The organism is Bradyrhizobium quebecense, from assembly GCF_013373795.3.
GTDB classification, from domain to species: domain Bacteria; phylum Pseudomonadota; class Alphaproteobacteria; order Rhizobiales; family Xanthobacteraceae; genus Bradyrhizobium; species Bradyrhizobium quebecense.
This window is the reverse complement of the sequence record NZ_CP088022.1, coordinates 662,655-684,684: the sequence shown is the minus strand read 5'-3', so window position 1 is coordinate 684,684 and position 22,030 is coordinate 662,655. Positions and strand designations below refer to the sequence as shown.

Annotated in this window: 24 protein-coding genes; 14 read left to right on the top strand and 10 right to left on the bottom strand. The window is 65.3% G+C overall.

What is annotated here, in order from left to right:
• From HU230_RS03410 to HU230_RS03375, 8 genes are all read left to right on the top strand, one after another.
• On the top strand, window positions 1-1,671 hold the full coding sequence (locus HU230_RS03410; protein ID WP_176532920.1) for a bifunctional metallophosphatase/5'-nucleotidase: 1,671 nt from the start codon (window positions 1-3) through the stop codon (window positions 1,669-1,671).
• A 108-nt stretch (window positions 1,672-1,779) separates the two neighbouring features.
• A complete protein-coding gene (locus tag HU230_RS03405) occupies window positions 1,780-2,706 on the top strand; it encodes a histone deacetylase family protein (protein ID WP_176532921.1) in 927 nt (308 codons plus the stop codon).
• Window positions 2,707-2,831: 125 nt separating this feature from the next.
• Window positions 2,832-3,083 (top strand): exodeoxyribonuclease VII small subunit, encoded by a 252-nt coding sequence (locus tag HU230_RS03400; protein ID WP_176532922.1) that lies wholly within the window; start codon window positions 2,832-2,834, stop codon window positions 3,081-3,083.
• 540 nt (window positions 3,084-3,623) lie between these two features.
• Window positions 3,624-5,552, top strand: coding sequence for a 1-deoxy-D-xylulose-5-phosphate synthase (gene dxs, locus HU230_RS03395; RefSeq protein WP_092124734.1), 1,929 nt, complete (start codon window positions 3,624-3,626; stop codon window positions 5,550-5,552).
• 139 nt (window positions 5,553-5,691) lie between these two features.
• Window positions 5,692-6,255: a nucleoside 2-deoxyribosyltransferase gene (locus HU230_RS03390; RefSeq protein ID WP_176532923.1), complete on the top strand. Its 564-nt coding sequence runs from the start codon at window positions 5,692-5,694 to the stop codon at window positions 6,253-6,255.
• On the top strand, window positions 6,252-7,025 hold the full coding sequence (locus HU230_RS03385) for a TlyA family RNA methyltransferase (RefSeq protein ID WP_224942940.1): 774 nt from the start codon (window positions 6,252-6,254) through the stop codon (window positions 7,023-7,025). The genes HU230_RS03390 and HU230_RS03385 overlap by 4 nt, the downstream gene beginning before the upstream one ends.
• Window positions 7,018-8,259, top strand: a complete 1,242-nt coding sequence (locus tag HU230_RS03380) for a class I SAM-dependent RNA methyltransferase (protein WP_176532924.1) — start codon at window positions 7,018-7,020, stop codon at window positions 8,257-8,259. Before HU230_RS03385 ends, HU230_RS03380 begins: the two co-directional genes overlap by 8 nt.
• Window positions 8,260-8,312: 53 nt before the next feature.
• Window positions 8,313-9,146, top strand: coding sequence for a nucleotidyltransferase domain-containing protein (locus HU230_RS03375; RefSeq protein ID WP_176532925.1), 834 nt, complete (start codon window positions 8,313-8,315; stop codon window positions 9,144-9,146).
• 120 nt (window positions 9,147-9,266) lie between these two features.
• Here HU230_RS03375 and HU230_RS03370 read toward each other — a convergent pair whose 3' ends face one another.
• Complete coding sequence (locus HU230_RS03370; RefSeq protein WP_173641407.1) at window positions 9,267-10,115, bottom strand: DUF1194 domain-containing protein; 849 nt, start codon at window positions 10,113-10,115, stop codon at window positions 9,267-9,269.
• A 255-nt stretch (window positions 10,116-10,370) separates the two neighbouring features.
• Between HU230_RS03370 and clpS the strand changes: the two genes are divergently transcribed.
• Window positions 10,371-10,676, top strand: a complete 306-nt coding sequence (gene clpS, locus HU230_RS03365) for an ATP-dependent Clp protease adapter ClpS (RefSeq protein WP_021076758.1) — start codon at window positions 10,371-10,373, stop codon at window positions 10,674-10,676.
• 6 nt (window positions 10,677-10,682) lie between these two features.
• Here the strand turns inward: clpS and HU230_RS03360 are convergent, their stop codons facing one another.
• From HU230_RS03360 to HU230_RS03345, 4 genes are all read right to left on the bottom strand, one after another.
• Window positions 10,683-11,561, bottom strand: coding sequence for a DMT family transporter (locus HU230_RS03360; RefSeq protein WP_176532926.1), 879 nt, complete (start codon window positions 11,559-11,561; stop codon window positions 10,683-10,685).
• A 12-nt stretch (window positions 11,562-11,573) separates the two neighbouring features.
• Window positions 11,574-12,767, bottom strand: coding sequence for an adenylate/guanylate cyclase domain-containing protein (locus HU230_RS03355; protein WP_176532927.1), 1,194 nt, complete (start codon window positions 12,765-12,767; stop codon window positions 11,574-11,576).
• Window positions 12,768-12,817: 50 nt separating this feature from the next.
• The gene (gene aroC / locus HU230_RS03350; protein ID WP_176532928.1) at window positions 12,818-13,906 is read right to left on the bottom strand and encodes a chorismate synthase; all 1,089 of its coding nucleotides are present in this window, start codon (window positions 13,904-13,906) and stop codon (window positions 12,818-12,820) included.
• 75 nt (window positions 13,907-13,981) lie between these two features.
• Window positions 13,982-14,581, bottom strand: a complete 600-nt coding sequence (locus HU230_RS03345; RefSeq protein WP_176532929.1) for a histidine phosphatase family protein — start codon at window positions 14,579-14,581, stop codon at window positions 13,982-13,984.
• A gap of 176 nt (window positions 14,582-14,757) precedes the next feature.
• Between HU230_RS03345 and HU230_RS03340 the strand changes: the two genes are divergently transcribed.
• Window positions 14,758-15,246 (top strand): sigma-70 family RNA polymerase sigma factor, encoded by a 489-nt coding sequence (locus HU230_RS03340; RefSeq protein WP_173641402.1) that lies wholly within the window; start codon window positions 14,758-14,760, stop codon window positions 15,244-15,246.
• A 67-nt stretch (window positions 15,247-15,313) separates the two neighbouring features.
• Window positions 15,314-16,078 carry an anti-sigma factor family protein gene (locus HU230_RS03335; RefSeq protein ID WP_176532930.1) on the top strand — a complete coding sequence of 255 codons (765 nt, stop codon included), beginning with the start codon at window positions 15,314-15,316 and terminating at the stop codon, window positions 16,076-16,078.
• A 392-nt stretch (window positions 16,079-16,470) separates the two neighbouring features.
• On the opposite strand, the gene HU230_RS03330 is transcribed toward HU230_RS03335, so the two are convergent.
• Together HU230_RS03330 and HU230_RS03325 are read right to left on the bottom strand one after the other, a co-directional pair.
• Complete coding sequence (locus tag HU230_RS03330; protein ID WP_176532931.1) at window positions 16,471-17,436, bottom strand: DnaJ C-terminal domain-containing protein; 966 nt, start codon at window positions 17,434-17,436, stop codon at window positions 16,471-16,473.
• A gap of 125 nt (window positions 17,437-17,561) precedes the next feature.
• On the bottom strand, window positions 17,562-17,969 hold the full coding sequence (locus HU230_RS03325) for an RT0821/Lpp0805 family surface protein (RefSeq protein ID WP_176532932.1): 408 nt from the start codon (window positions 17,967-17,969) through the stop codon (window positions 17,562-17,564).
• 108 nt (window positions 17,970-18,077) lie between these two features.
• On the opposite strand from HU230_RS03325, the gene pdxH reads away from it, so the two are divergent.
• Together pdxH and HU230_RS03315 are read left to right on the top strand one after the other, a co-directional pair.
• Window positions 18,078-18,719, top strand: a complete 642-nt coding sequence (pdxH, locus tag HU230_RS03320) for a pyridoxamine 5'-phosphate oxidase (protein WP_176532933.1) — start codon at window positions 18,078-18,080, stop codon at window positions 18,717-18,719.
• Between the two features lie 37 nt (window positions 18,720-18,756).
• Window positions 18,757-19,509, top strand: a complete 753-nt coding sequence (locus HU230_RS03315) for an SDR family NAD(P)-dependent oxidoreductase (protein WP_176532934.1) — start codon at window positions 18,757-18,759, stop codon at window positions 19,507-19,509.
• 137 nt (window positions 19,510-19,646) lie between these two features.
• On the opposite strand, the gene HU230_RS03310 is transcribed toward HU230_RS03315, so the two are convergent.
• The 3 genes from HU230_RS03310 to HU230_RS03300 form a co-directional block, all read right to left on the bottom strand.
• Window positions 19,647-19,868: a hypothetical protein gene (locus tag HU230_RS03310; protein ID WP_176532935.1), complete on the bottom strand. Its 222-nt coding sequence runs from the start codon at window positions 19,866-19,868 to the stop codon at window positions 19,647-19,649.
• Between the two features lie 131 nt (window positions 19,869-19,999).
• On the bottom strand, window positions 20,000-20,989 hold the full coding sequence (locus HU230_RS03305; RefSeq protein WP_176532936.1) for a magnesium transporter CorA family protein: 990 nt from the start codon (window positions 20,987-20,989) through the stop codon (window positions 20,000-20,002).
• A 63-nt stretch (window positions 20,990-21,052) separates the two neighbouring features.
• On the bottom strand, window positions 21,053-21,274 hold the full coding sequence (locus tag HU230_RS03300) for a hypothetical protein (RefSeq protein WP_224942938.1): 222 nt from the start codon (window positions 21,272-21,274) through the stop codon (window positions 21,053-21,055).
• 66 nt (window positions 21,275-21,340) lie between these two features.
• Here HU230_RS03300 and HU230_RS03295 point away from each other — a divergent pair, with 66 nt between their 5' ends.
• Window positions 21,341-22,018, top strand: coding sequence for a L,D-transpeptidase (locus HU230_RS03295; RefSeq protein ID WP_173641394.1), 678 nt, complete (start codon window positions 21,341-21,343; stop codon window positions 22,016-22,018).
• The last annotated feature ends 12 nt before the right edge of the window (window positions 22,019-22,030 follow it).

The following is a 22,030-nucleotide window of genomic DNA, read 5'->3' as shown; positions in this document are numbered from 1 at the left end:
ATGAGACAGCCCCGCCCTACGCCCCTCGCCGCGCTCTGCGCACTCGGACTGGCCGCGGCAGGCCCCTGCCAGGCGCAGACCGCAGCGCCGGTGAGCCTGCGCATTCTCGCGATCAACGATTTCCACGGCTATCTGCGGCCGCCGCCGGGCGGCATCCGCATCACCGATCCCGCTGATGCGACCAGGAAGATCATGGTGCCCGCCGGCGGCGCCGAGCGATTATCCACCGTCGTCAAGCAGCTGCGTGAAGGCCACAACAACAACATCTTCGTCGCGGCCGGCGACCTGATCGGCGCGAGCCCGTTTTTGTCGGCGATGTTTCACGACGAGCCGACTATCGAGTCGCTGTCGATGATGGGGCTTGCGATCTCGTCGGTCGGCAACCACGAATTCGACGAGGGCAAGGACGAGCTCCTGCGGATGCAGAATGGCGGCTGCCACCCGGTCGACAAATGCCAGGGGCCGCATCCCTTCCTGGGGGCCAAATTCCGCTATCTCGCCGCCTCCACGATCGACAAGACCACTGGCAAGCCGGTGTTTCCGCCCTACGAGATCAAGGAATTCGACGGCATACCGGTGGCCTTCATCGGGTTGACGCTGAAGAACACCCCGAACCTGGTATCGCCGGCCGGCGTTGCCAGCCTGGAATTCCGCGACGAGGCCGAGACCGTCAATGCGCTGGTCCCCGAGCTGAAGGCAAAGGGCGTCGAGGCGATCGTGGTCTTGATCCACGAAGGCGGCTTTCCGACCGGCGACTATAATGAATGCCCCGGCATCTCGGGGCCGATCGTCGATATCGTCAAGAAGTTCGATCGCGCCGTCGACGTCGTGATCTCCGGCCACACCCACCAGGCCTATGTCTGCGAGATCGACGGACGGCTCGTCACATCAGGCGACAAATACGGCACGCTGGTCACCGCGATCGATCTTCAGCTCGATCCGAACAGCCACGACGTGATTGGCGCCAAGGCCGACAACACCATCGTGAAGATCGGCGGCACGGCCAAGGATCCCGAGCAGAGCGCGCTGCTCGAATCCTACGACCGGCTCGCCGCGCCGATCGCCAACCGCGCGGCAGGCTCGGTGACGGAAACGCTGTCGCGCACGCCGGCCGAGACCGGCGAAAGCCCGCTCGGCGATATCGTCGCCGACGCGCAGCTGCTTGCCACCAGCTCGGAGCCGAATGGCGGCGCGGTGATCGCCTTCACCAATCCCGGCGGCGTGCGCACCGACATCGTCAAGCGCGAGGACGGCGCCGTCACCTATGCCGACATCTTCGCCAGCCAGCCATTCCGTAACCAGCTGGTGACGATGACGCTGACCGGCAAGCAGCTCAAGGACGTGCTGGAGCAGCAATGGGCCGACCCGAAACGGCCGCGCGCCCTGCAGGTCTCAAAGGGCTTTGCCTATGCGTGGGATGCGAGCAAGCCCGACGGCGCGCGCATCATCGCCGCGCGGATGTCGCTCGACGGCAAGCCGATCGATCCGGGCGCGGGCTATCGCGTCACCGTGAACCATTATCTCGCCGAGGGCGGCGACGGCTTCACGGTGTTCAAGGACGGAACGGCGCAGCAGTTCGGCATCTACGACGTCGATGCGCTCTATGCCTATTTCAAGGCCAACAGCCCGGTCGGCCCGGCGGCCGGAAAGCGGATCGAGCGGATCAATTGAAGTGCGGGCATGGAACATCCGTGGGGCGGAGACAGGCCTTTCCGGCGAGCCGGTAACGGCCTAAATTAGACGCTCCTCGCACGCGCCCCCAATGCGCCGGGAATTTGCATGACACTGCTTCTGACGCACACCGCCTGCCTCGAACACCTGACCCCACCCGGACATCCCGAACGCCCCGACCGGCTGCGCGCGGTTGCCGAGGTACTTGGCGAAGACCGCTTCAAGGCGCTGGTGCGCGACCTCGCACCGGAAGGCGACCTCGACAGCGTGCTGCTCTGTCATGGCGAGCACTATGTCGGCGAGCTGCGCCACATCGCGCCGACCTCCGGCATGATCTATATCGACGGCGACACCTCGATGTCGCCGGGCACCTGGGAAGCCGTGATGCGCGGCGTCGGCGGCGCGGTGGCGGCGACCGATGCGGTGATGACCGGCGCGCACCAGACCGCCTTCGTTGCGGTGCGCCCGCCCGGGCATCACGCCGAGAAATCGACACCGATGGGCTTCTGCTTCTTCGACAATGTCGCGATCGCCGCGCGTCACGCGCAGCGCAAATACGGCATCAAGCGCGCCGCGATCATCGATTTCGACGTTCACCACGGCAACGGCACGCAGGATATCTTCTGGGCCGATCCGACCGTGATGTACTGCTCGACGCATCAGATGCCGCTGTTCCCCGGCACCGGCGCTTCAGGCGAGCGCGGCGAGCACGACACCGTCGTCAACGCGCCGCTGGCGCCCGGCGACGGCGGCGCCAAATTCCGCTCCGCCTTCGAGAATCTGATCCTGCCGCAGCTCGAGAAGTTTTCCCCCGAGCTCGTCGTCATCTCGGCAGGCTTCGACGCGCATCACCGCGATCCGCTGGCCTCGATCAACCTGACCGGGGAGGATTTCGGCTGGGTCACGCGCAAGCTGATGGACCTCGCCGACAAGAGCGCCGGCGGCCGCGTCGTCTCCGTGCTGGAGGGCGGCTACGACCTCGAGGGCCTGAAAGAGTCGGTGGCATCTCACGTCACCGCATTGATGGGCGGGTAAATCCCCGCCACAATACCCCCGCAAAAATTCGATTGATTCTGCGCCGGGGCAAGCATGGCCTGCGACAGGTCATGTTTGGACGACAATATCCGATCACGGTCTGGTCGGCGCACCGGGAACACATAATGGCCGAAAACGCTCAAGCCGACGTCAAGAAGCTCTCCTTTGAACGCGCGATCGAGGAACTCGAATCGATCGTCAAGCGGCTCGAGGACGGCAAGGTCCCGCTTGAGGAATCGGTCTCGATCTATGAGCGCGGCGAGGCGCTGAAGCGGCGCTGCGAGGAATTGCTGCGCCAGGCCGAAGCCCGCGTCGACAAGATCACCACCGACGCCTCGGGCCAGCCGACCGGCACCGAGCCGCTCGACGTGCAGTAGCGCCACAAGGCGCCGATGCGACAGGATGTCCGCCTCGGCGCGCGATTTGTTGCTGCGCATTTCCGTTGATCGACCACGCCGCGGGGCGACCGCGGCGATCGGGTGCGGCTGCGAATCAGGCCGATCCGGACCGTCCCGGCCCCGCTAAATTAGCAAAAATGGAACCCGTCCCCGGCCCAAGCATTGAAAAGTCTAGGTTTTTCAGGACAGCGCATAGGAACCCTGCGCCCCCTATCGGGTTGGCTTTGGCTACGGCTTTGGTGTAATGCTTCCAGTTCTATGGGCATTTGAGGGTGGCGGGCGGCCCGAATTTTTCGGGCGGCATGCATCTCAAATGGTTCGACAAAACTGAACCGGGACGGGTGAAGAGCGACCAAGGTGATGCATATCACGTGGTCCAATCCGGAGTGAATCTAGGCTTACAACCAGGCAGGGCCTGCCGGGACGGCACCCAGTGTCTGGCATTCGCTGCGCGGTGAGCGCGCCAACCCATCTCGCGTCGGGCCGTTCGTTCCGACAGGCAAAAATTGGAAATTCGCTGTGACCACATTTAGTAAGACGCCGCTTCTTGACACTATTCACACGCCGGATGACCTGCGCAAGCTGAAGGTCGAGCAGGTGCGGCAGGTTGCCGACGAGCTCCGCCAGGAAACCATCGACGCCGTGTCGGTGACCGGCGGCCATTTCGGCGCCGGCCTCGGCGTGGTCGAGCTGACCACCGCCATCCACTACATCTTCGACACCCCGCGCGACCGCCTGATCTGGGACGTCGGCCACCAGGCCTATCCGCACAAGATCCTGACCGGTCGCCGCGACCGCATCCGCACCCTGCGCACCGGCGGCGGCCTCTCCGGCTTCACCAAGCGCACCGAGAGCGACTACGATCCGTTCGGCGCCGCGCACTCCTCGACCTCGATCTCGGCCGGCCTCGGCATGGCCGTGGCGCGCGACCTCTCCGGCGGCAAGAACAACGTTATCGCCGTGATCGGTGACGGCGCGATGTCGGCGGGCATGGCCTATGAGGCCATGAACAACGCCGGCGCGATGAACTCGCGCCTGATCGTGATCCTCAACGACAACGACATGTCGATCGCCCCGCCGGTCGGCGCGATGAGCGCCTATCTGTCGCGCCTCTACTCCGGCAAGACCTACCGTTCGCTGCGCGAAGCGGCCAAGCAGATCAACAAGCGCCTGCCGAAGATCCTCGCCAACCGCGCCAACCGCGTCGAGGAATACTCCCGCGGCTTCATGATGGACGGCGGCACGCTGTTCGAGGAGCTCGGCTTCTATTATGTCGGCCCGATCGACGGCCACAATCTCGACCATCTGCTGCCGGTGCTGAAGAACGTCCGCGACATGGAGACCGGGCCGATCCTGGTTCACGTCGTTACCCAGAAGGGCAAGGGCTACGGTCCGGCCGAGGCTTCCGCCGACAAGTACCACGCCGTCGTCAAGTTCGACGTCGCGACCGGCACCCAGGCCAAGGCCAAGCCGAATGCGCCGGCCTACCAGAACGTGTTTGGCCAGAGCCTCGTCAAGGAAGCCCAGAAGGATGACAAGATCGTCGCCATCACCGCGGCGATGCCGTCGGGCACCGGCGTCGACATCTTCAACAAGGCGTTCCCGGACCGCACGTTCGACGTCGGCATCGCCGAGCAGCACGCGGTGACGTTCGCCGCCGGCCTCGCCACCGAAGGCTACAAGCCGTTCTGCGCGATCTATTCGACCTTCCTGCAGCGCGGCTATGACCAGGTGGTCCATGACGTCGCGATCCAGAGCCTTCCGGTCCGCTTCGCGATCGACCGCGCCGGCCTGGTCGGCGCCGACGGTGCGACGCATGCCGGTTCGTTCGACAACGCCTATCTCGGCTGCCTGCCGAACTTCGTGATCATGGCGGCCTCCGACGAGGCGGAAATGGTTCACATGGTGGCGACGCAGGTTGCGATCAACGATCGTCCGAGCGCACTGCGCTATCCGCGCGGCGAAGGCCGCGGCGTCGAAATGCCGGAAGTCGGCATTCCCCTGGAGATCGGCAAGGGCCGCATCGTCCGCGAGGGCAAGCAGGTCGCGCTGCTGTCGTTCGGCACCCGCCTCGCCGAGTGCGAGAAGGCTGCCGACGAGCTTGCCGCCCACGGCCTCTCCGCCACGATCGCCGACGCGCGCTTCATGAAGCCGCTCGACGAGGAGATGATCATGAAGCTCGCCCGCGACCACGAGATCCTGATCACCATCGAGGAAGGCTCGATCGGCGGCTTCGGCTCGCATGTCATGCAGTTCCTGTCCGATAACGCCATGCTGGACAGCGGCATGCTCAAGTTCCGCTCCATGATCCTGCCCGACGTGTTCCTCGACCACGACTCGCCGGCGGCGATGTATGCCCGCGCGGGTCTCGACGCCAAGAGCATCGTTGCCAAGGTCTTCGAGACCCTCGGCAAGGACTACAAGACCGAGACCGTCAAGCTCGCGTAATCGCTTCGGGCGGCGCCCACTAGAGCATATTCGGTTCTGATTGAATCAGAACCGAAGCTCCAGGTTCTTCTTTGGACGCGTTTTCTTCACGCGAACCGGTGTCCACTTCGCTCGAAAACGCTCTAGCCGCGGCAAGTCCATGAAAATCTATCTGGCAGGTCCTGACGTGTTCCTGCCGGATGCCGTGGAAATTGGCCGCCGCAAGGCGGAGGTGTGCGCCTATCACGGGCTCACCGGACTCTATCCGCTCGACAACAGCATCAATCCCACAGCCGCTGGCGCTTCACTCACCATCTTCAAAAGCAACGAGGCGATGATGGAGTCAGCCGACGCCGTCATCGCCAATTTGACGCCGTTTCGCGGCCCCAGTGCCGACGCAGGCACCGTCTACGAACTCGGCTACATGGCGGGACGCGGCAAGCTGTGCCTCGCCTATTCGAACGATCCCACGTCCTACGCCAATCGCGTGGCGCGGCTGCAGCAGGTCGTGCCGGCATCCGACGGACGCCTGATCGACGCGGAGGGACTGACTGTGGAAGAGTTTGGCTTGCCGGACAATCTGATGATGATGCATGCGCTCGAGCTGCACGGCAGTCCGCTGGTGACGCCGAGGGAGCCTGCGGCCGACCTCTGGCACGACCTCACCTCCTTCGAGACCTGCGTGCGGCTCGCCGCCGCGCAGCTCCGGCAGGGCGCCAAGTGACCAAGCACGTGACCAAGGCAGGCGACAACGACAACAATGCATCCGCCGGCAAGCGCATCGACGTGTTGCTGGTCGAGCGCGGCCTGTTCGAAAGCCGGGCCCGGGCGCGCGCCGCGATCGACGCCGGCCTCGTCACCGCCGACGGCAAGCCAATTGCGAAGGCATCCGAACTCGTCGCGCCCGGCGCCGCACTCACGGCCGAGCCGGCGCATCCCTATGTCTCGCGCGGCGGCGTCAAGCTCGCCGGCGCGCTCGAGCATTATCCGATCGACGTCGAGGGCCATGTCTGCCTCGATGTCGGCGCCTCGACCGGCGGCTTCACCGAGGTGCTGCTCGCCAATGGTGCGAGCCTCGTGTTCGCCATCGATGTCGGCCACGGCCAGCTGCATCCCTCGCTGCAGGGGCATCCGAAGATCGTCTCCATGGAGGAGACCGACATCAGGAATTTCGAGGGCAAGCGGCTGCCGGCGCGGTCCGACGTCGTCGTGATCGACGTCAGCTTCATCTCGCTAAAGCTGGTGCTGCCGGTGGCGCTGTCGCTGGCGGCAGCGCCGATGCATCTCCTGGCGCTGATCAAGCCGCAATTCGAGGCGGCGCGCAAACACGCCAAGCGCGGCGTCATCCGCAACGCGATGGTGCACCAGGAGATCTGCGACGATATCGCCGCCTTTGCTGCCTCGCTCGGCTGCACCGACATTCAGGTGTTCCCGTCATCGATCACCGGCGGCGACGGCAATATCGAATTCTTCCTCGGTGCGCGCCGTGGCTGAGCTTCTCACCATCGACCATGTCGGCCATCGCGGCGACGGTGTCGCGATCGACGGCGCGCAGTCGATCTTCGTGCCCTACACGCTGGCCGGCGAAACGGTCGAGGTCGAAGAGGTTCCGGGCAATCATCCCGACCGGCGGCGACTGGTGCGGGTGACGCAGGAAAGCCCCGAGCGGATCACGCCGTTCTGTCCGCATTTCGGCGTCTGCGGCGGCTGTGCGATCCAGCACTGGAATGACGCGCCCTACCGCGCCTGGAAACGCAACATCGTGGTCGAGACGCTGGCTCAGGCAAAGGTCGCGGCCGAAGTCGCGCCGCTGCTCGACGCCCATGGCGCCGGCCGCCGCCGCATCACGCTGCACGGACGCATGGGCACCCATGAGGTGCTCAAGGTCGGCTTCGCTGCGGCCGGTTCGCACGACATCATCCCGGTCGACCGCTGTCCGATCCTCGATCCGGCGCTCGACGGCGCGCTCGAGGCGGCCTGGGCCACAGCCGAGCCGCTGATCTCGATCGGCAAGCCGCTCGATATCCAGGTGACCGCGACCCTCAATGGTCTCGACATCGATGTGCGCGGCTCCGGTGCGCTGCCGACCAGCCTGATCACCGCTCTGTCGCGGGTCGCCGAGAAACACCGGCTGACACGCCTGACTCGGCATGGCGAGCTGGTGCTGCAGCGCGGCTCTCCCGAGATTGCGATCGGAAAGGTGAAGGTCGTGCTGCCGCCGGGCTCGTTCCTGCAGGCGACCGTCAAGGGCGAGGAGACGCTTGCGGCGCTGGTTCACGAGCATTGCGGACGCGCCAAGCACATCGCCGATCTGTTTTGCGGCGGCGGCCCGTTTGCGCTCCGCCTCGCCGAGAAGGCGCGGGTCACGGCCTTCGACAGCGACGCCGGCGCGATCACGGCACTGCAGAAGGCTGCGCAATCGACGCCGGGACTGAAGCCGCTCAAGGCCGAGGCGCGCGACCTGTTCCGCCGCCCCCTGATGCCGCAGGAATTGCGCGACTACGACGCCGTCGTGTTCGATCCGCCCCGGCAAGGCGCGCAGGCGCTGGTCACCCAGCTTGCGGCGAGCAAGGTGCCGGTGGTCGTCGCGGTGTCCTGCAACGCCGCAACGTTTGCGCGCGACGCAAAAATCCTGATCGATGGCGGCTACAAGATCGCTAGCGTCACCCCGGTCGATCAGTTCCGCCACACCCCACATGTCGAGCTGGTGGCGCGCTTCGCACGCTGAGACAACGCTGCGACTATCGCAGCCCGCGGCGGTCTCGCTATAATCTGCATCGCATGTCCCACGATCCGCTGCTCGCGCGCATCATTCCCGTCCTTGCTGGCGTCCCGGGCGTCGCCGCCATCGTGCTCGGCGGCTCGCGGGCGCGCGGCACGGCGCTTGAGGCCTCCGACACCGATCTCGGCCTCTACTATCGGGATAACGCCGCTCCGGATATCGATCGGCTGCGCGCGGTGGTGACCGGCCTGGTCGATGATCCCACCGCTGCCCATGTGACGCCGGTCGGCGGTTGGGGCCCGTGGATCATCGGCGGCGCCTGGCTTGCGATCGGCGGCCGCAAGGTCGACCTGCTCTACCGCAGCATCGACCAGGTCACGATGGTGATCGATGCCTGTCGGAACGGCGAGGTCAGCATGCACTACCAGCCGGGCCATCCGCACGGCTTCTGCTCGGCGATCTGGATGGGCGAGGTTGCGCTGTGCCGTGCCCTGCATGATCCCGATGGCCTCATCGCGGCGCTGAGGGCGAGGACCGCGCCCTACCCGTCCACCCTGCGCGATGCGCTGGTGCGGCGCTTTCAATGGGAAATCCTGTTCGCGATCGAGAGTGCCGGGCTTGCGCTGCCGCGCGGCGACAGCACGCATATCGCCGGCTGCGCCTATCGCGCGCTGGCGTGTATCGCGCAGGTGCTGTTTGCACTGAACGGGCAGTATCTGATCAACGAAAAGGGTGCGCTGGCGCAGGCGACGAATTTTCCGGTGACCGTTCGCGGCCTCGCCGGGCGCGTTGCCGAAGTGTGGCGGCAGATCGGCGCCGCGGAGCACACGGCCGCGATGCAGACGCTCCGCGAACTCGAGAGCGACGTTCGAGAGATTTGTACTGGGGGTTAGCGAAGCGTAAACCGCCGTCTTCGTGGCCGCAGATATGGTGGATTACGCCGGAGCCTGTCATCGGGCCGCTTCGCGCGGACCCGTTCGGCTAATCTACCCTACGAAGCATCGTGGTCGTCGTCATCGCCCCCAGCGATCCTGCCAGATCTTCTCGCCGATCGTGCAACTGACCCGCGGCTCCTTCTCGGCGGTCCGCACGATCGGGCGCTCGGGGGTGCGGCCGGCGACCTCGAGCAGCAGCTTGGTGCGGATCGCTTCCTTGAACTTCTCGCGATCCTTGATCGACACCACGAAGGAGCCGGGCCCGCCGATCACGCAGTCCTCGTAGTAGTAGTCGAGATTTTCGATATCCATCGTCGAGTAGGACGGCTCCTTCACCATGATCGGCAGGCCGTTGATGACGATGCCCTTGTCGAGCGCCGCATCGCGCGCAGGCGTGATCGGCGTGCCGTTGTTGTTGGGGCCGTCGCCGGAGATATCGATCACGCGGCGCAGGCCGCGATGCGGATTCTCGTCGAACATCGGGATCGCGAAATAGATCGCGCCCGAGATCGAGGTGCGCGAGGCGCGGCGCACCGGCGTCTTCATGATCTCGGCGGAGACCGCATCGGCGGATTCGGGGCCGTCGATCACCCGCCAGGGAATAATGACCTTCTGGTCGTTGGAGGCCGCCCATTCGAAATAGGTGATCGAGATCTTGCCGTTCGGGCCGGCCTTCAGCGCCTGCAGGAACTCCTTGGAAACGATCGCCTGCGCATAGCCCTCGCGCTGGATCGCGAGTTCGTCCATGTCCATCGAGTAGGAGACGTCGACCGCGATGATCAACTCGATGTCGACGCTCGGCGTGGATTCCTTTTCGGCCAGCCGGCCTGTCTGTGTTCCCGGGCCGGGCGCGGCAACACCGGCCACATCGCCGCTGGCCAACATGCCCGCGACAAGCACCGCTCCGATCGAGACATACCAGCGCATTGCGGCCCTCCCGTCGTGTCCTGTCATGGTGACACGCAAATCGGGCGGCGAAAAGCGCAGATATCATCTGTCCTTCACATTCAAGTTAGAGGCCTGCAAGTTAGAGACCTGCAAGTTCGACGCTTGCAGGCTGGACATCACTGCCACGCATGAGGCAACGCGCCGTGCCGTTGCCGCAATGACGCCGCGCAAATCGAACGGTTCCAACATGTGCGGGAAGACGGTATTCTTACGGGGCAATCGCGAGGGAGTGCGATGCCCGATACCGTCGTCAAGCCGAAAACCAGGACCAAGACCAAGGTCGAGCGGCCACGCCTGCACAAGGTGATCCTGGTCAACGACGATTACACGCCGCGCGAATTCGTCGTCACCGTGCTGAAGGGCGAATTCCGCATGACCGACGACCAGGCCTACAAGGTGATGCTGACCGCGCACCAGCGCGGCGTCTGCGTGGTCGCGGTGTTCACCAGGGATGTCGCCGAGACCAAGGCGACGCGCGCTACCGACGCCGGCCGCGCCAAGGGCTATCCGCTGCTGTTCACCACTGAGCCGGAAGAATAGCAGGCGTCACCGCCGCACCGGCTCGGCCCGCTGGCTGACCACGATGTCGGCGACGACCGCTCCCATCACCAGCGCGCCGCCGATGAGGGCGCGGAGCGACGGCACTTCGGCAAACGCCAGCCACACCCAGAACGGCATCAGCGGCGTTTCGAGGGTGGCGATCAGCGAGGCCTGCGCGGACGGCAGCAATCGGGAGCCGACCGTGAACAGGGTGAGGCCGAGACCGACCTGGCACGCGCCGAACATCGCGAGCACGCCGAGATCGGCGCCGGTGACCGCGCCGATGCCCTGCCCCAACGGCAAGCTCACGGCGCTGCCGAGAAAGTTCGAGAGCGCCGCGGCGGCGATCATCGGCGTGGCCTTGCGCCGCCGGATCACCACCGTCATCAGCGAAATCGCCAGCACCATCACGCAGGCAAGGCCGATGCCCCTGTAATCCGCGATGCCGCCGGCGCCGCTGACGGTGATCGCCACACCCGCGAGCGCGACAAGGCTCGCCAGCAATGTGCCGGGCCGCGCCCGCTCACCGAGCCAAAGCCGGGCGATCGCGGCCGCCGCAAACGGCTGCATCGCGATGAGAATGGCGACATTGGCGACGCTGGTCAGTTGCAGCGCCGGAATGAACGTCACCATGCCGAAGGTCGAGAGCCCGGCCACCAGCCATCCGCTCGCCGGCAACACGACGAGATCGCGCGCACCGCGCCAGCCCTGCGTGGCGACCACGAACAGCGCGATCGCGCCGCCACCGAATAGCCCGCGCCAGAACAGGATGGTCCAGGAATCGAAGTGCAGCAGCCGCGTGAAGAACGGCGCAGTGCTCCAGGCCGCCGCAGCCGCGACGACCAGCGCGATCCCGGTGCGATGTTGCGCGTCCTTGTCAGTCACCGCACGCAGCCGCTAGCCGGCAGCCGCAATCGGCGCCTCGTCGAACAGGCCGTAGACGCGCTCGGCCTTGGCAAATCCCGCGATCGGAAACTCGCCGAGATCGCTCCAGCCGCCGTCGTGAATGCCGGCGAAGCGCTCGGAGGCCACCACGGTGCGGCCGAGGCGGCCGGCGATCTTCTCGAGCCGCGCGGCGAGATTGACCGCCGGACCGATGCAGGTGAAGTCGAGCCGGTTGCCGCCGCCGATATTGCCGTAGAGCACGCGCCCGAGATGCAGCGCGACGCCGAAGCGGAAGCGCTCGACCGCGTCGCCATTGGGGAATTGCAGCGCCTCGACCCCGGCGCGGGACGCGCGTGCCGCCTCCAGCACCCGCGAGCAGACCTGCACTTCGTCGCCGAGATATTCGTCGACCGGGAACACCGCGAGCAGGTCGTCGCCCATGAATTTGAGCACCTCGCCGCCATGGTCGCGGATCGCGGTAACCTGGCAATCGAAGTAGAGGTTGAGGATCTCCACGACGGTCTCGGCCGGCAAGCGGTCGGACAGCGCGGTGAAGCCGCGCAGGTCGGACAGCCAGATCGCTGCATCCATCGTATCGGCGTGGCCGCGCCTGATCTGGCCGCCCATGATGCGCTCGCCGGCACGGTTGCCGACGTAAGTGTCGAGCAGCAGCGTTGCGGTGCGGCGCAGCGTGATGATTTCGATGTAGCGCGCCAGCGGGACAGTGATCGAGCGGATCGCGTCGAGCTGTTCCTCGGTGAAGCCGCCCGGCTGCCTGGTGGTCCAGCTCGAGGCATTGGCGAAGCCGTCGGTATAGACCAGCGGCACCGCGATGTAGTCGGTGACGCCCTCGGCCTGCAAATCTACGACAATCGGAAAGCGCTTGCTGGCGGGGTCGTCGAGCCGCGCACGCACTTCAACGCCCTGCTTGAAGACGATCGACAGCGGGCTGACGGCAAATTCCGGGGTGTCCAGAATATTGTGATCGACGGTGCCGGTTTCGACCTCGGCGCCGGGCTTCCAGAAGAAATGGCGGCCATAGATCTCGGGGTGCAGCGTGCGTACGAAGACGCCGACGCGCCATAGCGGCAGCCCGGCCCGTACCAGGCGTTCGCAGCATTCCGCCATCATCTGCGGCGGGGTCGGCGCCGATCGCGCGCCGCCGATCATCCATTCGATGATGTCCCGAAGCTCCGACGCGTTCATGGCATTCCCCAGGCGAGCACCCGATCCGGTGATCTCCACTATACAGGGGATCAGCGCCCGGTCTGCCCGCGGTCGCGCAGAAAATGATCGGCCAGCACGCAGGCCATCATGGCCTCCCCCACCGGCACCGCGCGGATGCCGACGCAGGGGTCGTGACGGCCCTTGGTCAGGATGTCGGTATCAGCACCCTTGCGGTCCACGGTCCGACGCGTGGTCAGGATCGAGGACGTCGGCTTGACCGCAAAGCGCACCACCACCGGCTGGCCGGTCGAGATGCCGCCGAGCACGCCGCCGGCATGGTTGGACAGGAAACGCGTTCCGTTGTTGCCGGTCCGCATCTCGTCGGCATTCTCCTCGCCGGTGAGCTCGGCGGCGCCGAAGCCGGCGCCGATCTCGATGCCCTTGACGGCGTTGATGCTCATCATCGCCGCAGCGAGATCGCTGTCGAGCTTGGCGTAGATCGGCGCGCCGAGCCCGGCTGGCACGCCCTCGGCGACGACCTCGATGACGGCGCCGATCGAGGAGCCGCTCTTCCTGATGCCGTCGAGATAGCTTTCGAAGAACGCCGCCTTGTCCTTGTCGGGGCAGAAGAACGGGTTGTTGGCGATCTCGTCCCAGTCCCACTTCTCGCGGTCGATCTTGTGCGGCCCCATCTGCACCAGCGCGCCGCGCACCTTCACCTCGGGCAGGACTTTTCGCGCGATCGCGCCGGCCGCGACGCGGGTTGCGGTCTCGCGCGCAGAGGAACGCCCGCCGCCGCGGTAGTCGCGCAGGCCGTATTTCGCCTCATAGGTGAAGTCGGCATGGCCGGGGCGGAACTTGTCCTTGATCTCGGAATAATCCTTCGAGCGCTGGTCGGTGTTCTCGATCAACAGCGCGATCGGCGTCCCGGTCGTGACCTGCACGCCGCTTTCCGGATGCGCCATCACGCCGGACAGGATTTTCACCGCATCCGGCTCCTGGCGCTGGGTGGTGAAGCGCGACTGGCCCGGCCGGCGGCGGTCGAGGTCGTGCTGGATCTCCTCCACCGTCAGGGGGATCATCGGCGGACAGCCGTCCACCACGCAGCCGATCGCGACCCCATGGCTCTCGCCGAAGGTCGTGACGCGGAACATATGGCCGAAAGTATTGAAGGACATGGCGTGTCGTAACGCGCAGGGTCGGCAGCGTCAAACGGGTTTCATGAACCCAGGGACGTGGCTGGCCGGGCGCCCTTAACTATACTTCTGCAGGCCCGCCGCGCTGAACACGTAGACCGCGCCCTGCTCGATGGTGAGGTCGGCCGCAGAGGCCGGGGTCTCGAAGCCGAGCGCCACCATCAGCGCCCGCGCCGTGCCGCCATGTGCGATGGCGACCGTATCCGACGCCACCGAGCCGTACCACTCGGTCATCCGCGCCTGTACGTCGACATAGCTCTCGCCGCCCTCCGGCGCCACCATCCACTTCTCGGCCAGGCGGCGGGCATAGACGACGGGGTCGGCGGCCTGCGCCTGCGCCAGCGTCGAGCCCTCCCACGACCCGTAGGCGATCTCGCGCAGCCGCGCGTCGAGGGCGTAGTCACCCGGCGGCAGGCCAAGCTCGGTACGCACCAGCTCCATGGTCGCGCGCGCCCGGAGCAGCGGACTCGCGACGAACGGCAGCGTCGTCTTGTCACGGCCATCGCGCGCCAGGAGATCGGCGAGGATGCGGCCGGCATGTGCCGCCTGGGCGCGGCCGCGCTCGTTGAGAGCAATATCCTGCACGCCCTGAAGCCGGCCTTCGGCGTTCCATGAGGTCTCGCCGTGGCGGATGTAGTAGATCGTTGGCACAGGCATTCGCTTCGAATTTTTCTGGCCCGGAGGTACACCAGCACTTTGGCTGGCGACAAGCCCAAATCGGCCGCACCCGAGGCTGCTATGCGCGCAGGTCGGCGCAAACCGGAATAGCCACGCCGTTAGGGTGTTATGTTGAGCAAGGCGGCTATCGCCGCAACCATCGAAGACTGGGATGCATGACCGCGTTTCGTCAAAGTGTCGAAGCCATGATTCCAGCGCTCCGCCGCTATGCGCGGGCGCTGGTGCGTGACACGGATATCGCCGATGATTTGGTGCAGGACACGCTGGTGCGCGCGCTGCGCTCGGAGCGGCTGTTTCTCGGCGGCGACGTCAGGAGCTGGCTGTACACGATCCTGACCAATCTGAACAAGAACCGGAGGCGCTCGCTGGCGCGGCGGCCGGCCTTCATGCCGCTGCTCGACAACAATGCCGACGCCAGCGGCACCGAGGCGGAGGGACGCGACATCGAGCGCGCGCTGTCGACACTGGTCGAGGAGCAGCGTTCGGTGCTGCTGCTCGTGATGCTGGAGGGCATGAGCTACCGGGAGGTCGCCGACATCCAGGGCGTGCCGATCGGCACGGTGATGTCCCGCCTCGCCCGCGCGCGCGCCCACGTGCGGGCCTCGATCGAGGGCCAGCGCCCAACGCTGAGGCGGGTGAAGTGATAATGTGCGCGATGACAGGCGTTACGCATGCACGTTTTTCGAACAAGATTTGGCAGAGACCATTGATATGACCGACCCGAATATCCCCGTCACCGAAGACGAGCTGCACGCTTACGTCGACAACGAGCTGCCGGCCGAACGCCGCGGCGATGTCGAGGCGTGGCTCGCCGCGCATCCTGACGACGCGGCGCGGGTGCAGTCATGGCGCGCGATGGCCGAGACGCTGCATGCGCGCTACGACGCCGTGCTGGACGAGGCGGTGCCGAAGCGGCTCGAACTCGAGCGGCTGGTGCGCCAGCCGCGCCGCTGGGTCTATGGCGCGGTGGCGGCGACGCTGATGGCCTTCATCGCCGGCGGCGGCGTCGGCTGGATCGCGCGCGGCGCCGCGGCGACGCCGTCGGCCTTCCAGAGCTTCACGCTCGATGCGCTCGATGCGCATCGGCTCTACGTGGTCGAGGTCCGTCATCCCGTCGAGGTGCCCGGCAGCGAGCGCGACCATCTGCAGCAATGGCTGACCAAGCGCTGCGGCTGGGACGTCCGCGCCCCCGACCTCACCGGGCTGAAGCTGGTCGGCGGCCGCCTGCTGCCGGGGCCGAGCGGGCCGGCGTCATTCCTGATGTATGAGAGCACGTCCGGCGAGCGCTTCACGGTCTACACCGCCAAGGCGAAAACCGAGGCGACCCAGATGCGCTATGCCGTCCAGGGCAGCGACGGCGCGCTGTTCTGGGCCGATCGCGGCGTCGCCTATGTCGTCAGCGGCGGCACCGATCGCACGCGCCTGACCCAGGTCGCGCAGGCCGTCTACGATCAGATGGAGAAGAACGGTGGCTGATCTCCCGTAGATTTACGGGGAGATCAGCCGCCGACATTGTGCCGTTTCGAGCAAGTGAATCCAGCCTCACTCGGCGTCCCAATTCCGACATTGAAAATTTCGATTCGCGTCATGGACGCGTCTCATTGTCGTACCGGATGCTCACGCGAAGATGATCCGCGCCCGATCCGCCGATCGGCGCACGCGGCCTCGATTGGGGTTTTGTGTACCGCGCTGGTCCCCCTCTCGAGGCCGCACTCTTTTTCCGCAGTCCGATCTGGTAGGCCGCAGATTTTGGACGTCTGACGGCCGGTCATCCATTGACGCCCTCGCAACGGCTGCGTCTACCCCGATAGAGTCCGGGGTAGTGCAGTTTCGCGTCTCTTGCGTCTTTTGGGACGCGCTCTCGGCGGTCAGCCGAGATCGCTGCGCGGATTGTAGGGATTTCGCTCCCGCCACGTCTGCATCAATGCCTCAAGCTCGGCATCGTTCCCGTCGGGAAGGATGATGCGGGTCGTGACATAGAGGTCGCCGACGGCGCCCGCCTTCGACAGCCCCTTGCCCTTGAGGCGGAAGGTACGGCCGCTCGAGGTGTTCTTCGGGATCGACAGTTCGACCGCGCTGCCGAGCGTCGGCACCCGGACCTTGCCGCCCAGCACCGCCTCGTAGAGGGTCACAGGCAGATCGATCCGGAGATCGTTGCCGTCGACCTTGAAGAACGGATGCGGCGCGATCGAGATCGTGATCAGGAGGTCACCGGGCGGGTGGCCTTGCGCGGTGTCGCCCTGCCCCTTCAGGCGGATCTGCTGGCCGGCGGTGACGCCGGGCGGAATCTTGACGTTGAGCTCACGGCCGGTCGGCAGGCGGACGCGCTTGTCGCCGCCCCTGACCGATTCCTCCAGCGACACAGTCATGGCGACCGAAAGATCGAGGTCGACGCCCACCCCGCCGCCTTCGAATTCAAACGGGCTGGCCCGCCCCCCGCGCGCGCCACCGCCGCCACGCGCGGCGTTGCCGAACATGCTGTTGAGGATGTCCTCGAAGCTGCCGCCGCCCACGCCGCCGGGGCCGGGGCCGCCGCGGAAGCTATACTCGAAGCCGCCGGGACCGCCACGGCCGCTGGCGCCGCCGCCGCCAGGGAATCCCTGAAAGCGCGGCTTGCCCTCAGCATCGATCTCGCCGCGGTCGAACTGCTTGCGCTTGTCCTCGTCGCCGACGATCTCGTTGGCCGTGTTGATCTCCGCAAAGCGGGCGGCCGCCTTCGGATCATTCTTGTTGTTATCAGGGTGATGCTTCTTGGCGAGCTTGCGATAGGCGCTCTTGATCGTCGCAGCGCTGGCGCTCCGCTGCACCCCCAAGACCTCATAGGGGTCGCGCATCCGTCACGTCTCCTTCACGGGAAAATCAGTCTTGGCCGGGAACCCATCCGGGCCCCATTTTACCTTCATGTGGGGGCTCAGTGGCATTTTTGCAACTAGCTTGGCGCCGGCATCGGCCGGAACTTTCAGGACTTGCTCCAAGGCTTCAGGCTATGGATTTGCCACCGGCCTTGTCCAGACTTGCAGGCGGCGCCCTGCAGCCAGGTCTCGGTGGCTCCATTGACATAGCTGGCGAGAAAATCCCGGCACGTCTTGCCGTCCTCGCCCGAATAGGCCTGGGCCAGCGGCGTCACCGAGCCGCGTGCACCGGTCTGGGGATTTTCCCAGGGCTGGCTGGAATCCTTGTCGCCCTTGGTCAGCACGTCGGAGGCGGCGTTGCGGGCAAAGGCGAGATCGCTGTCGGTGGGCATCACCGCGCTGACCTGGGTCGGGTTGATCGAGCCCGTCACATCCTTGTCGTCCATCCCGGCGAAAGCATCGGTGCGCGACAGGCTGCAGCCGCTGGCGCCGACGCCGATCAGGATCAAGGTCACCACCGCGCCCGCGGGGTGGATCGCCGATAGGCCAACGCGCCCCCATGCCCTATATAGGGCTAGAAACGCGCTCTCGGACGCGGGCGAATGCAAATCGGGACTCCTGACATGACCGACACGACCTCCATCAAACACCCGACACCGTTAACATCGGGTGATTTCACCGCGGCGGAGGAGCCGTTCGTCCTGTTCGGCGAATGGTTTGCGGAAGCGGTCAAGTCCGAGCCGAACGATCCGAACGCGATGGCGCTCGCAACCGTCGATGCCGACGGGCTACCCGACGTGCGGATGGTGCTGATGAAGGGCTTCGATGCCGACGGCTTCGTGTTCTACAGCCACATTGCCAGCGCCAAGGGCCGCGAATTGGCCGCAAACCCCAAGGCCGCTTTACTGTTTCACTGGAAATCGCTGCGCCGCCAGGTGCGCATCCGTGGGCCGGTGACGCCGGTAACCGATGCCGAGGCCGACGCCTATTTCGCCACGCGGCCGAAGCAGGCGCAGATCGGCGCCTGGGCCAGCAAGCAATCGCAACCGCTGGAGAGCCGCTTCGCGTTCGAGCAGGCGATCGCCAAGGCCGGCGCGAAATACGTCATCGGCGAGGTGCCGCGTCCGCCGGGCTGGAGCGGCTGGCGGATCACGCCGCAGCGCTTCGAGTTCTGGCACGACCGCCCATATCGCCTGCACGACCGCATCGAATTCCGCCGCGACGGCGCCGGCAGCGCATGGTCGAAGGTGCGGCTCTATCCGTGACGACGACAGCTTAAAAGACGCCAACCTGAAAGACACCATGTCCCCTCCTTCCAACGCGCCGCGCCGTACCCTGCTCCTGACCGGTGCCAGCCGCGGCATCGGTCACGCCACCGCGATCCGGTTTGCTTCCGCCGGCTGGCGCGTCATCACCTGCTCGCGGCATGCATTTCCGGAAGTCTGCCCCTGGGGCGCTGGACCGGAAGATCACATCGAGGTCGATTTCGGCGACCATGACGACACGGTTCGCGCAATCAGCGAGATCCGCAAACGGTTGGTGAACGACGAGTTGCACGCGCTGGTCAACAATGCCGCGATCTCGCCGAAGGGGACGGGCGGTGCGCGGCTCGGGACCATGGACACCGATATCGAGACCTGGCTGCACGTGTTCCGCGTCAACTTCTTCGCGCCCATCATGCTGGCCCGCGGGCTGATCGACGAGCTCAGGCACGCCAAGGGCGCGGTGGTGAACGTCACCTCGATCGCCGGCTCGCGCGTGCATCCGTTCGCAGGCGTTGCCTATGCGACCTCGAAAGCCGCGCTGGCGTCACTGACGCGGGAAATGGCATCCGACTTCGGCCGCGTCGGCGTGCGCGTCAATTCGATCGCACCGGGCGAGATCGATACTTCGATCCTGTCGCCAGGCACCGAGAAGATCGTCGACCAACAAATCCCCATGCATCGCCTCGGCACTCCGGACGAGGTCGCCAAGATCATCTACGTGCTGTGCACGGAAACAAGCTCCTACGTGAACGGCGCCGAGATCCACATCAACGGTGGCCAGCACGTCTGAGCTTGGATGTTACTTCGGTGAAGGAAGCGAGAGGTTCGAGGCGATCCCGGCCGCCGCCGCGGCCGTCACGTTGGGATTGCTTCGATTGCAGGCGTAACGATGCAGACGAGGCTTCTGCCTCCAAAAGGCCTCAGCCTCTAGTCCGCATAAAACCGACGAGATTTCTTCTCAAGCGGCTGCAGCGCGATGTCATTCAACGCGCTTGAGCAATCGTCTTCGTCCTCACCATCAAGCAACGCAGCGCCACAGTAGCGGCAAAGTCTCGGCGAGATCGCCTGCACCTTGCCTGCTGCGCGGTCGTGTTGATAGCGCGCAAAGTCGATGACGTTACGCCGTGGCGTTATGATCTTCTCAACCATTGCTGTCCTCCGGCTTCGAGGCGGGCGTTATCGCAGACAAGTTTCGCCCAAACGTTCAGCGCAACACTCAAATTTTAGCAGAGGAAATAAGGCAGAAAGCGCGTCCCAAAACGCGACGTGTGGAACCAGTGCTACAGCCACTTTTTCCACTTGAAGATCCAGTACGGCACGATCGCCGCGATCAGCATCAGCATCAGCATCAGCACCAGCGCGAACGGATAGCCGTGCGTCCATTCGAGTTCCGGCATGATCTTGAAATTCATGCCGTAGACCGAGGCAATCAGCGTCGGCGGCATCAGCACCACCGCCATCACCGAGAACAGCTTGATGATGTTGTTCTGTTCCAGATTGACCACGCCGAGCATGGCGTCGAGCACGAAGGTGATCTTGTTGGAGAGATAGGAAGCGTGATCGGTCAGTGAGGCCACGTCACGCTGCATGGTCTTGAGCTGCTCGCGCATGTCCTTGGACCATTTCACGCCCTCCACGATCGCCGAAAGGAAGGTGACGAGGCGGCCGATCGAGACCAGGCTTTCGCGGACCTTCGAGGTCAGGTCGCCCTTGCGGCCGATCGCGATCAGGATCTGCGAATATTGCTTGGCGTGGCCGTGGCGCTGGCTCTCCGGCTCGAAGATGTCGTGGGAGACCTGGTCGATGTCGGCCCCGCAGCGCTCCAGAATGTCGGCGCAGCGGTCGATCACCGCATCCAGCAGTTCCATCAGCACCTGCTCGCCGGTGATGCCGGGGGAACAGGCCCGGGCCAGCTTGTTCTCGACCAGCGCGAACGGCTTCGGCAGGTCGTAGCGCACCGTGACCAGCCGATGGCCGGTCAGGATGAAGGTGACCGCCGTGGTGCGCGGCATATCGGTGTCGGACTGGCACATCAGCGTTGCGGTCATGTAGCGGGCGCTGTTCTCGATATAGAGCCGGCTGGAGATCTCGATCTCCTGCATGTCTTCCCGGGTCGGAACCGCGATCCCCGCGAGCCTCTCGACGGCACGATCCTCCTCGACGGTCGGGTTCACCAGGTCGACCCAGACCGCCGCCTCCGGCAGCACGCCGAGGTCGGTGGCGGCGGCCTTCTTGAGGGAAAAATCGGAGGGAACGAACACCGACAGCATCACGGACTCCACGAAAACAGGGCTGGCAAGACCCGTCGACTTAGCGCGATTCTGGCTGGCGCTTCATGACCCGGCGATTAACCGGACATCCACCTTTGTGGCCGCCAGGCGGCGGTGAATGTGACGTTGAAGCAGCTTCGATTGAGCAACCGTTGCCTGTTTGCACAAAAACCGGCCGCACACCAGAAGACTTGCGGCAAAAAAGCCACAGGCGGCGTCCCGCGATGCGGGAAAGGCATCTAAACTCTGGGAATAATGGCACGTTTCGGCAATAATGCCCTTCATGGAATCGTGGCGTTTGGGGCGTAATGTTGGCGCTTTCGGGCGCGGATTTTCGATTGGAATGTAATCATGTCGTCGTTCAAAGTTACCTTCGGGATCCTGGCCGCGGGCCTGATGTTGTCGGGCTGCATGCAGGCCACGACCTATGAGGCAACCAACACGGCCGCCTTCAAGCCGCGTGACAAGGAACTGCTGGCAAAGACCACCTACGTCAAGACGCCGGTGGCTGAACCGTTCCGCCGCGCCATCGTCGAGTACCACCGCAAGGAAGCCCCCGGCTCGATCGTGGTCGATTCCGACAACCATTACCTCTATTACGTGCTGAACGACGGCAAGGCGATCCGCTACGGCATCACCGTCGGCGAAGAAGCAATGGCTTGGTCGGGCATTGCCAAGGTCGGCAGCATGACCGAATGGCCGGCCTGGCACCCCACCCCCGGCGAAATCTCGCGCCTCGGCGTTCCGACCTTCGTGGCACCCGGCCCGGACAATCCGATGGGCTCGCGCGCGATGTATCTCTACTCGGGCGGCAAGGACACGCTGTTCCGCATCCACGGCACCAACCAGCCGGAATACATCGGCTCGTCGATCTCCTCGGGCTGCATCCGCATGACCAACGAGGACGTCATCGACCTCTACAACCGCGTCAAGCTCGGCACCATCGTCGTGGTGCTGGAGCCGAAGCACGGCGACTCGCCCTACAAGCCGCAGATGGCGCTGCAGGGCGCCGGCGGCACGACCTACTGATCCCAATCACGT

What these genes read in the sequence shown, in the direction of transcription:
- HU230_RS03410 (WP_176532920.1), top strand. Translation starts at nt 1, where the DNA reads ATGAGACAGCCCCGCCCTACGCCCCTCGCCGCGCTCTGCGCACTCGGA.
- HU230_RS03405 (WP_176532921.1), top strand. Translation starts at nt 1,780, where the DNA reads ATGACACTGCTTCTGACGCACACCGCCTGCCTCGAACACCTGACCCCA.
- HU230_RS03400 (WP_176532922.1), top strand. Translation starts at nt 2,832, where the DNA reads ATGGCCGAAAACGCTCAAGCCGACGTCAAGAAGCTCTCCTTTGAACGC.
- HU230_RS03390 (WP_176532923.1), top strand. Translation starts at nt 5,692, where the DNA reads ATGAAAATCTATCTGGCAGGTCCTGACGTGTTCCTGCCGGATGCCGTG.
- HU230_RS03375 (WP_176532925.1), top strand. Translation starts at nt 8,313, where the DNA reads ATGTCCCACGATCCGCTGCTCGCGCGCATCATTCCCGTCCTTGCTGGC.
- HU230_RS03370 (WP_173641407.1), bottom strand. Translation starts at nt 10,115, where the DNA reads ATGCGCTGGTATGTCTCGATCGGAGCGGTGCTTGTCGCGGGCATGTTG.
- clpS (WP_021076758.1), top strand. Translation starts at nt 10,371, where the DNA reads ATGCCCGATACCGTCGTCAAGCCGAAAACCAGGACCAAGACCAAGGTC.
- HU230_RS03355 (WP_176532927.1), bottom strand. Translation starts at nt 12,767, where the DNA reads ATGAACGCGTCGGAGCTTCGGGACATCATCGAATGGATGATCGGCGGC.
- aroC (WP_176532928.1), bottom strand. Translation starts at nt 13,906, where the DNA reads ATGTCCTTCAATACTTTCGGCCATATGTTCCGCGTCACGACCTTCGGC.
- HU230_RS03345 (WP_176532929.1), bottom strand. Translation starts at nt 14,581, where the DNA reads ATGCCTGTGCCAACGATCTACTACATCCGCCACGGCGAGACCTCATGG.
- HU230_RS03340 (WP_173641402.1), top strand. Translation starts at nt 14,758, where the DNA reads ATGACCGCGTTTCGTCAAAGTGTCGAAGCCATGATTCCAGCGCTCCGC.
- HU230_RS03335 (WP_176532930.1), top strand. Translation starts at nt 15,314, where the DNA reads ATGACCGACCCGAATATCCCCGTCACCGAAGACGAGCTGCACGCTTAC.
- HU230_RS03330 (WP_176532931.1), bottom strand. Translation starts at nt 17,436, where the DNA reads ATGCGCGACCCCTATGAGGTCTTGGGGGTGCAGCGGAGCGCCAGCGCT.
- pdxH (WP_176532933.1), top strand. Translation starts at nt 18,078, where the DNA reads ATGACCGACACGACCTCCATCAAACACCCGACACCGTTAACATCGGGT.
- HU230_RS03315 (WP_176532934.1), top strand. Translation starts at nt 18,757, where the DNA reads ATGTCCCCTCCTTCCAACGCGCCGCGCCGTACCCTGCTCCTGACCGGT.
- HU230_RS03310 (WP_176532935.1), bottom strand. Translation starts at nt 19,868, where the DNA reads ATGGTTGAGAAGATCATAACGCCACGGCGTAACGTCATCGACTTTGCG.
- HU230_RS03305 (WP_176532936.1), bottom strand. Translation starts at nt 20,989, where the DNA reads ATGCTGTCGGTGTTCGTTCCCTCCGATTTTTCCCTCAAGAAGGCCGCC.
- HU230_RS03300 (WP_224942938.1), bottom strand. Translation starts at nt 21,274, where the DNA reads ATGAAGGGCATTATTGCCGAAACGTGCCATTATTCCCAGAGTTTAGAT.
- HU230_RS03295 (WP_173641394.1), top strand. Translation starts at nt 21,341, where the DNA reads ATGTCGTCGTTCAAAGTTACCTTCGGGATCCTGGCCGCGGGCCTGATG.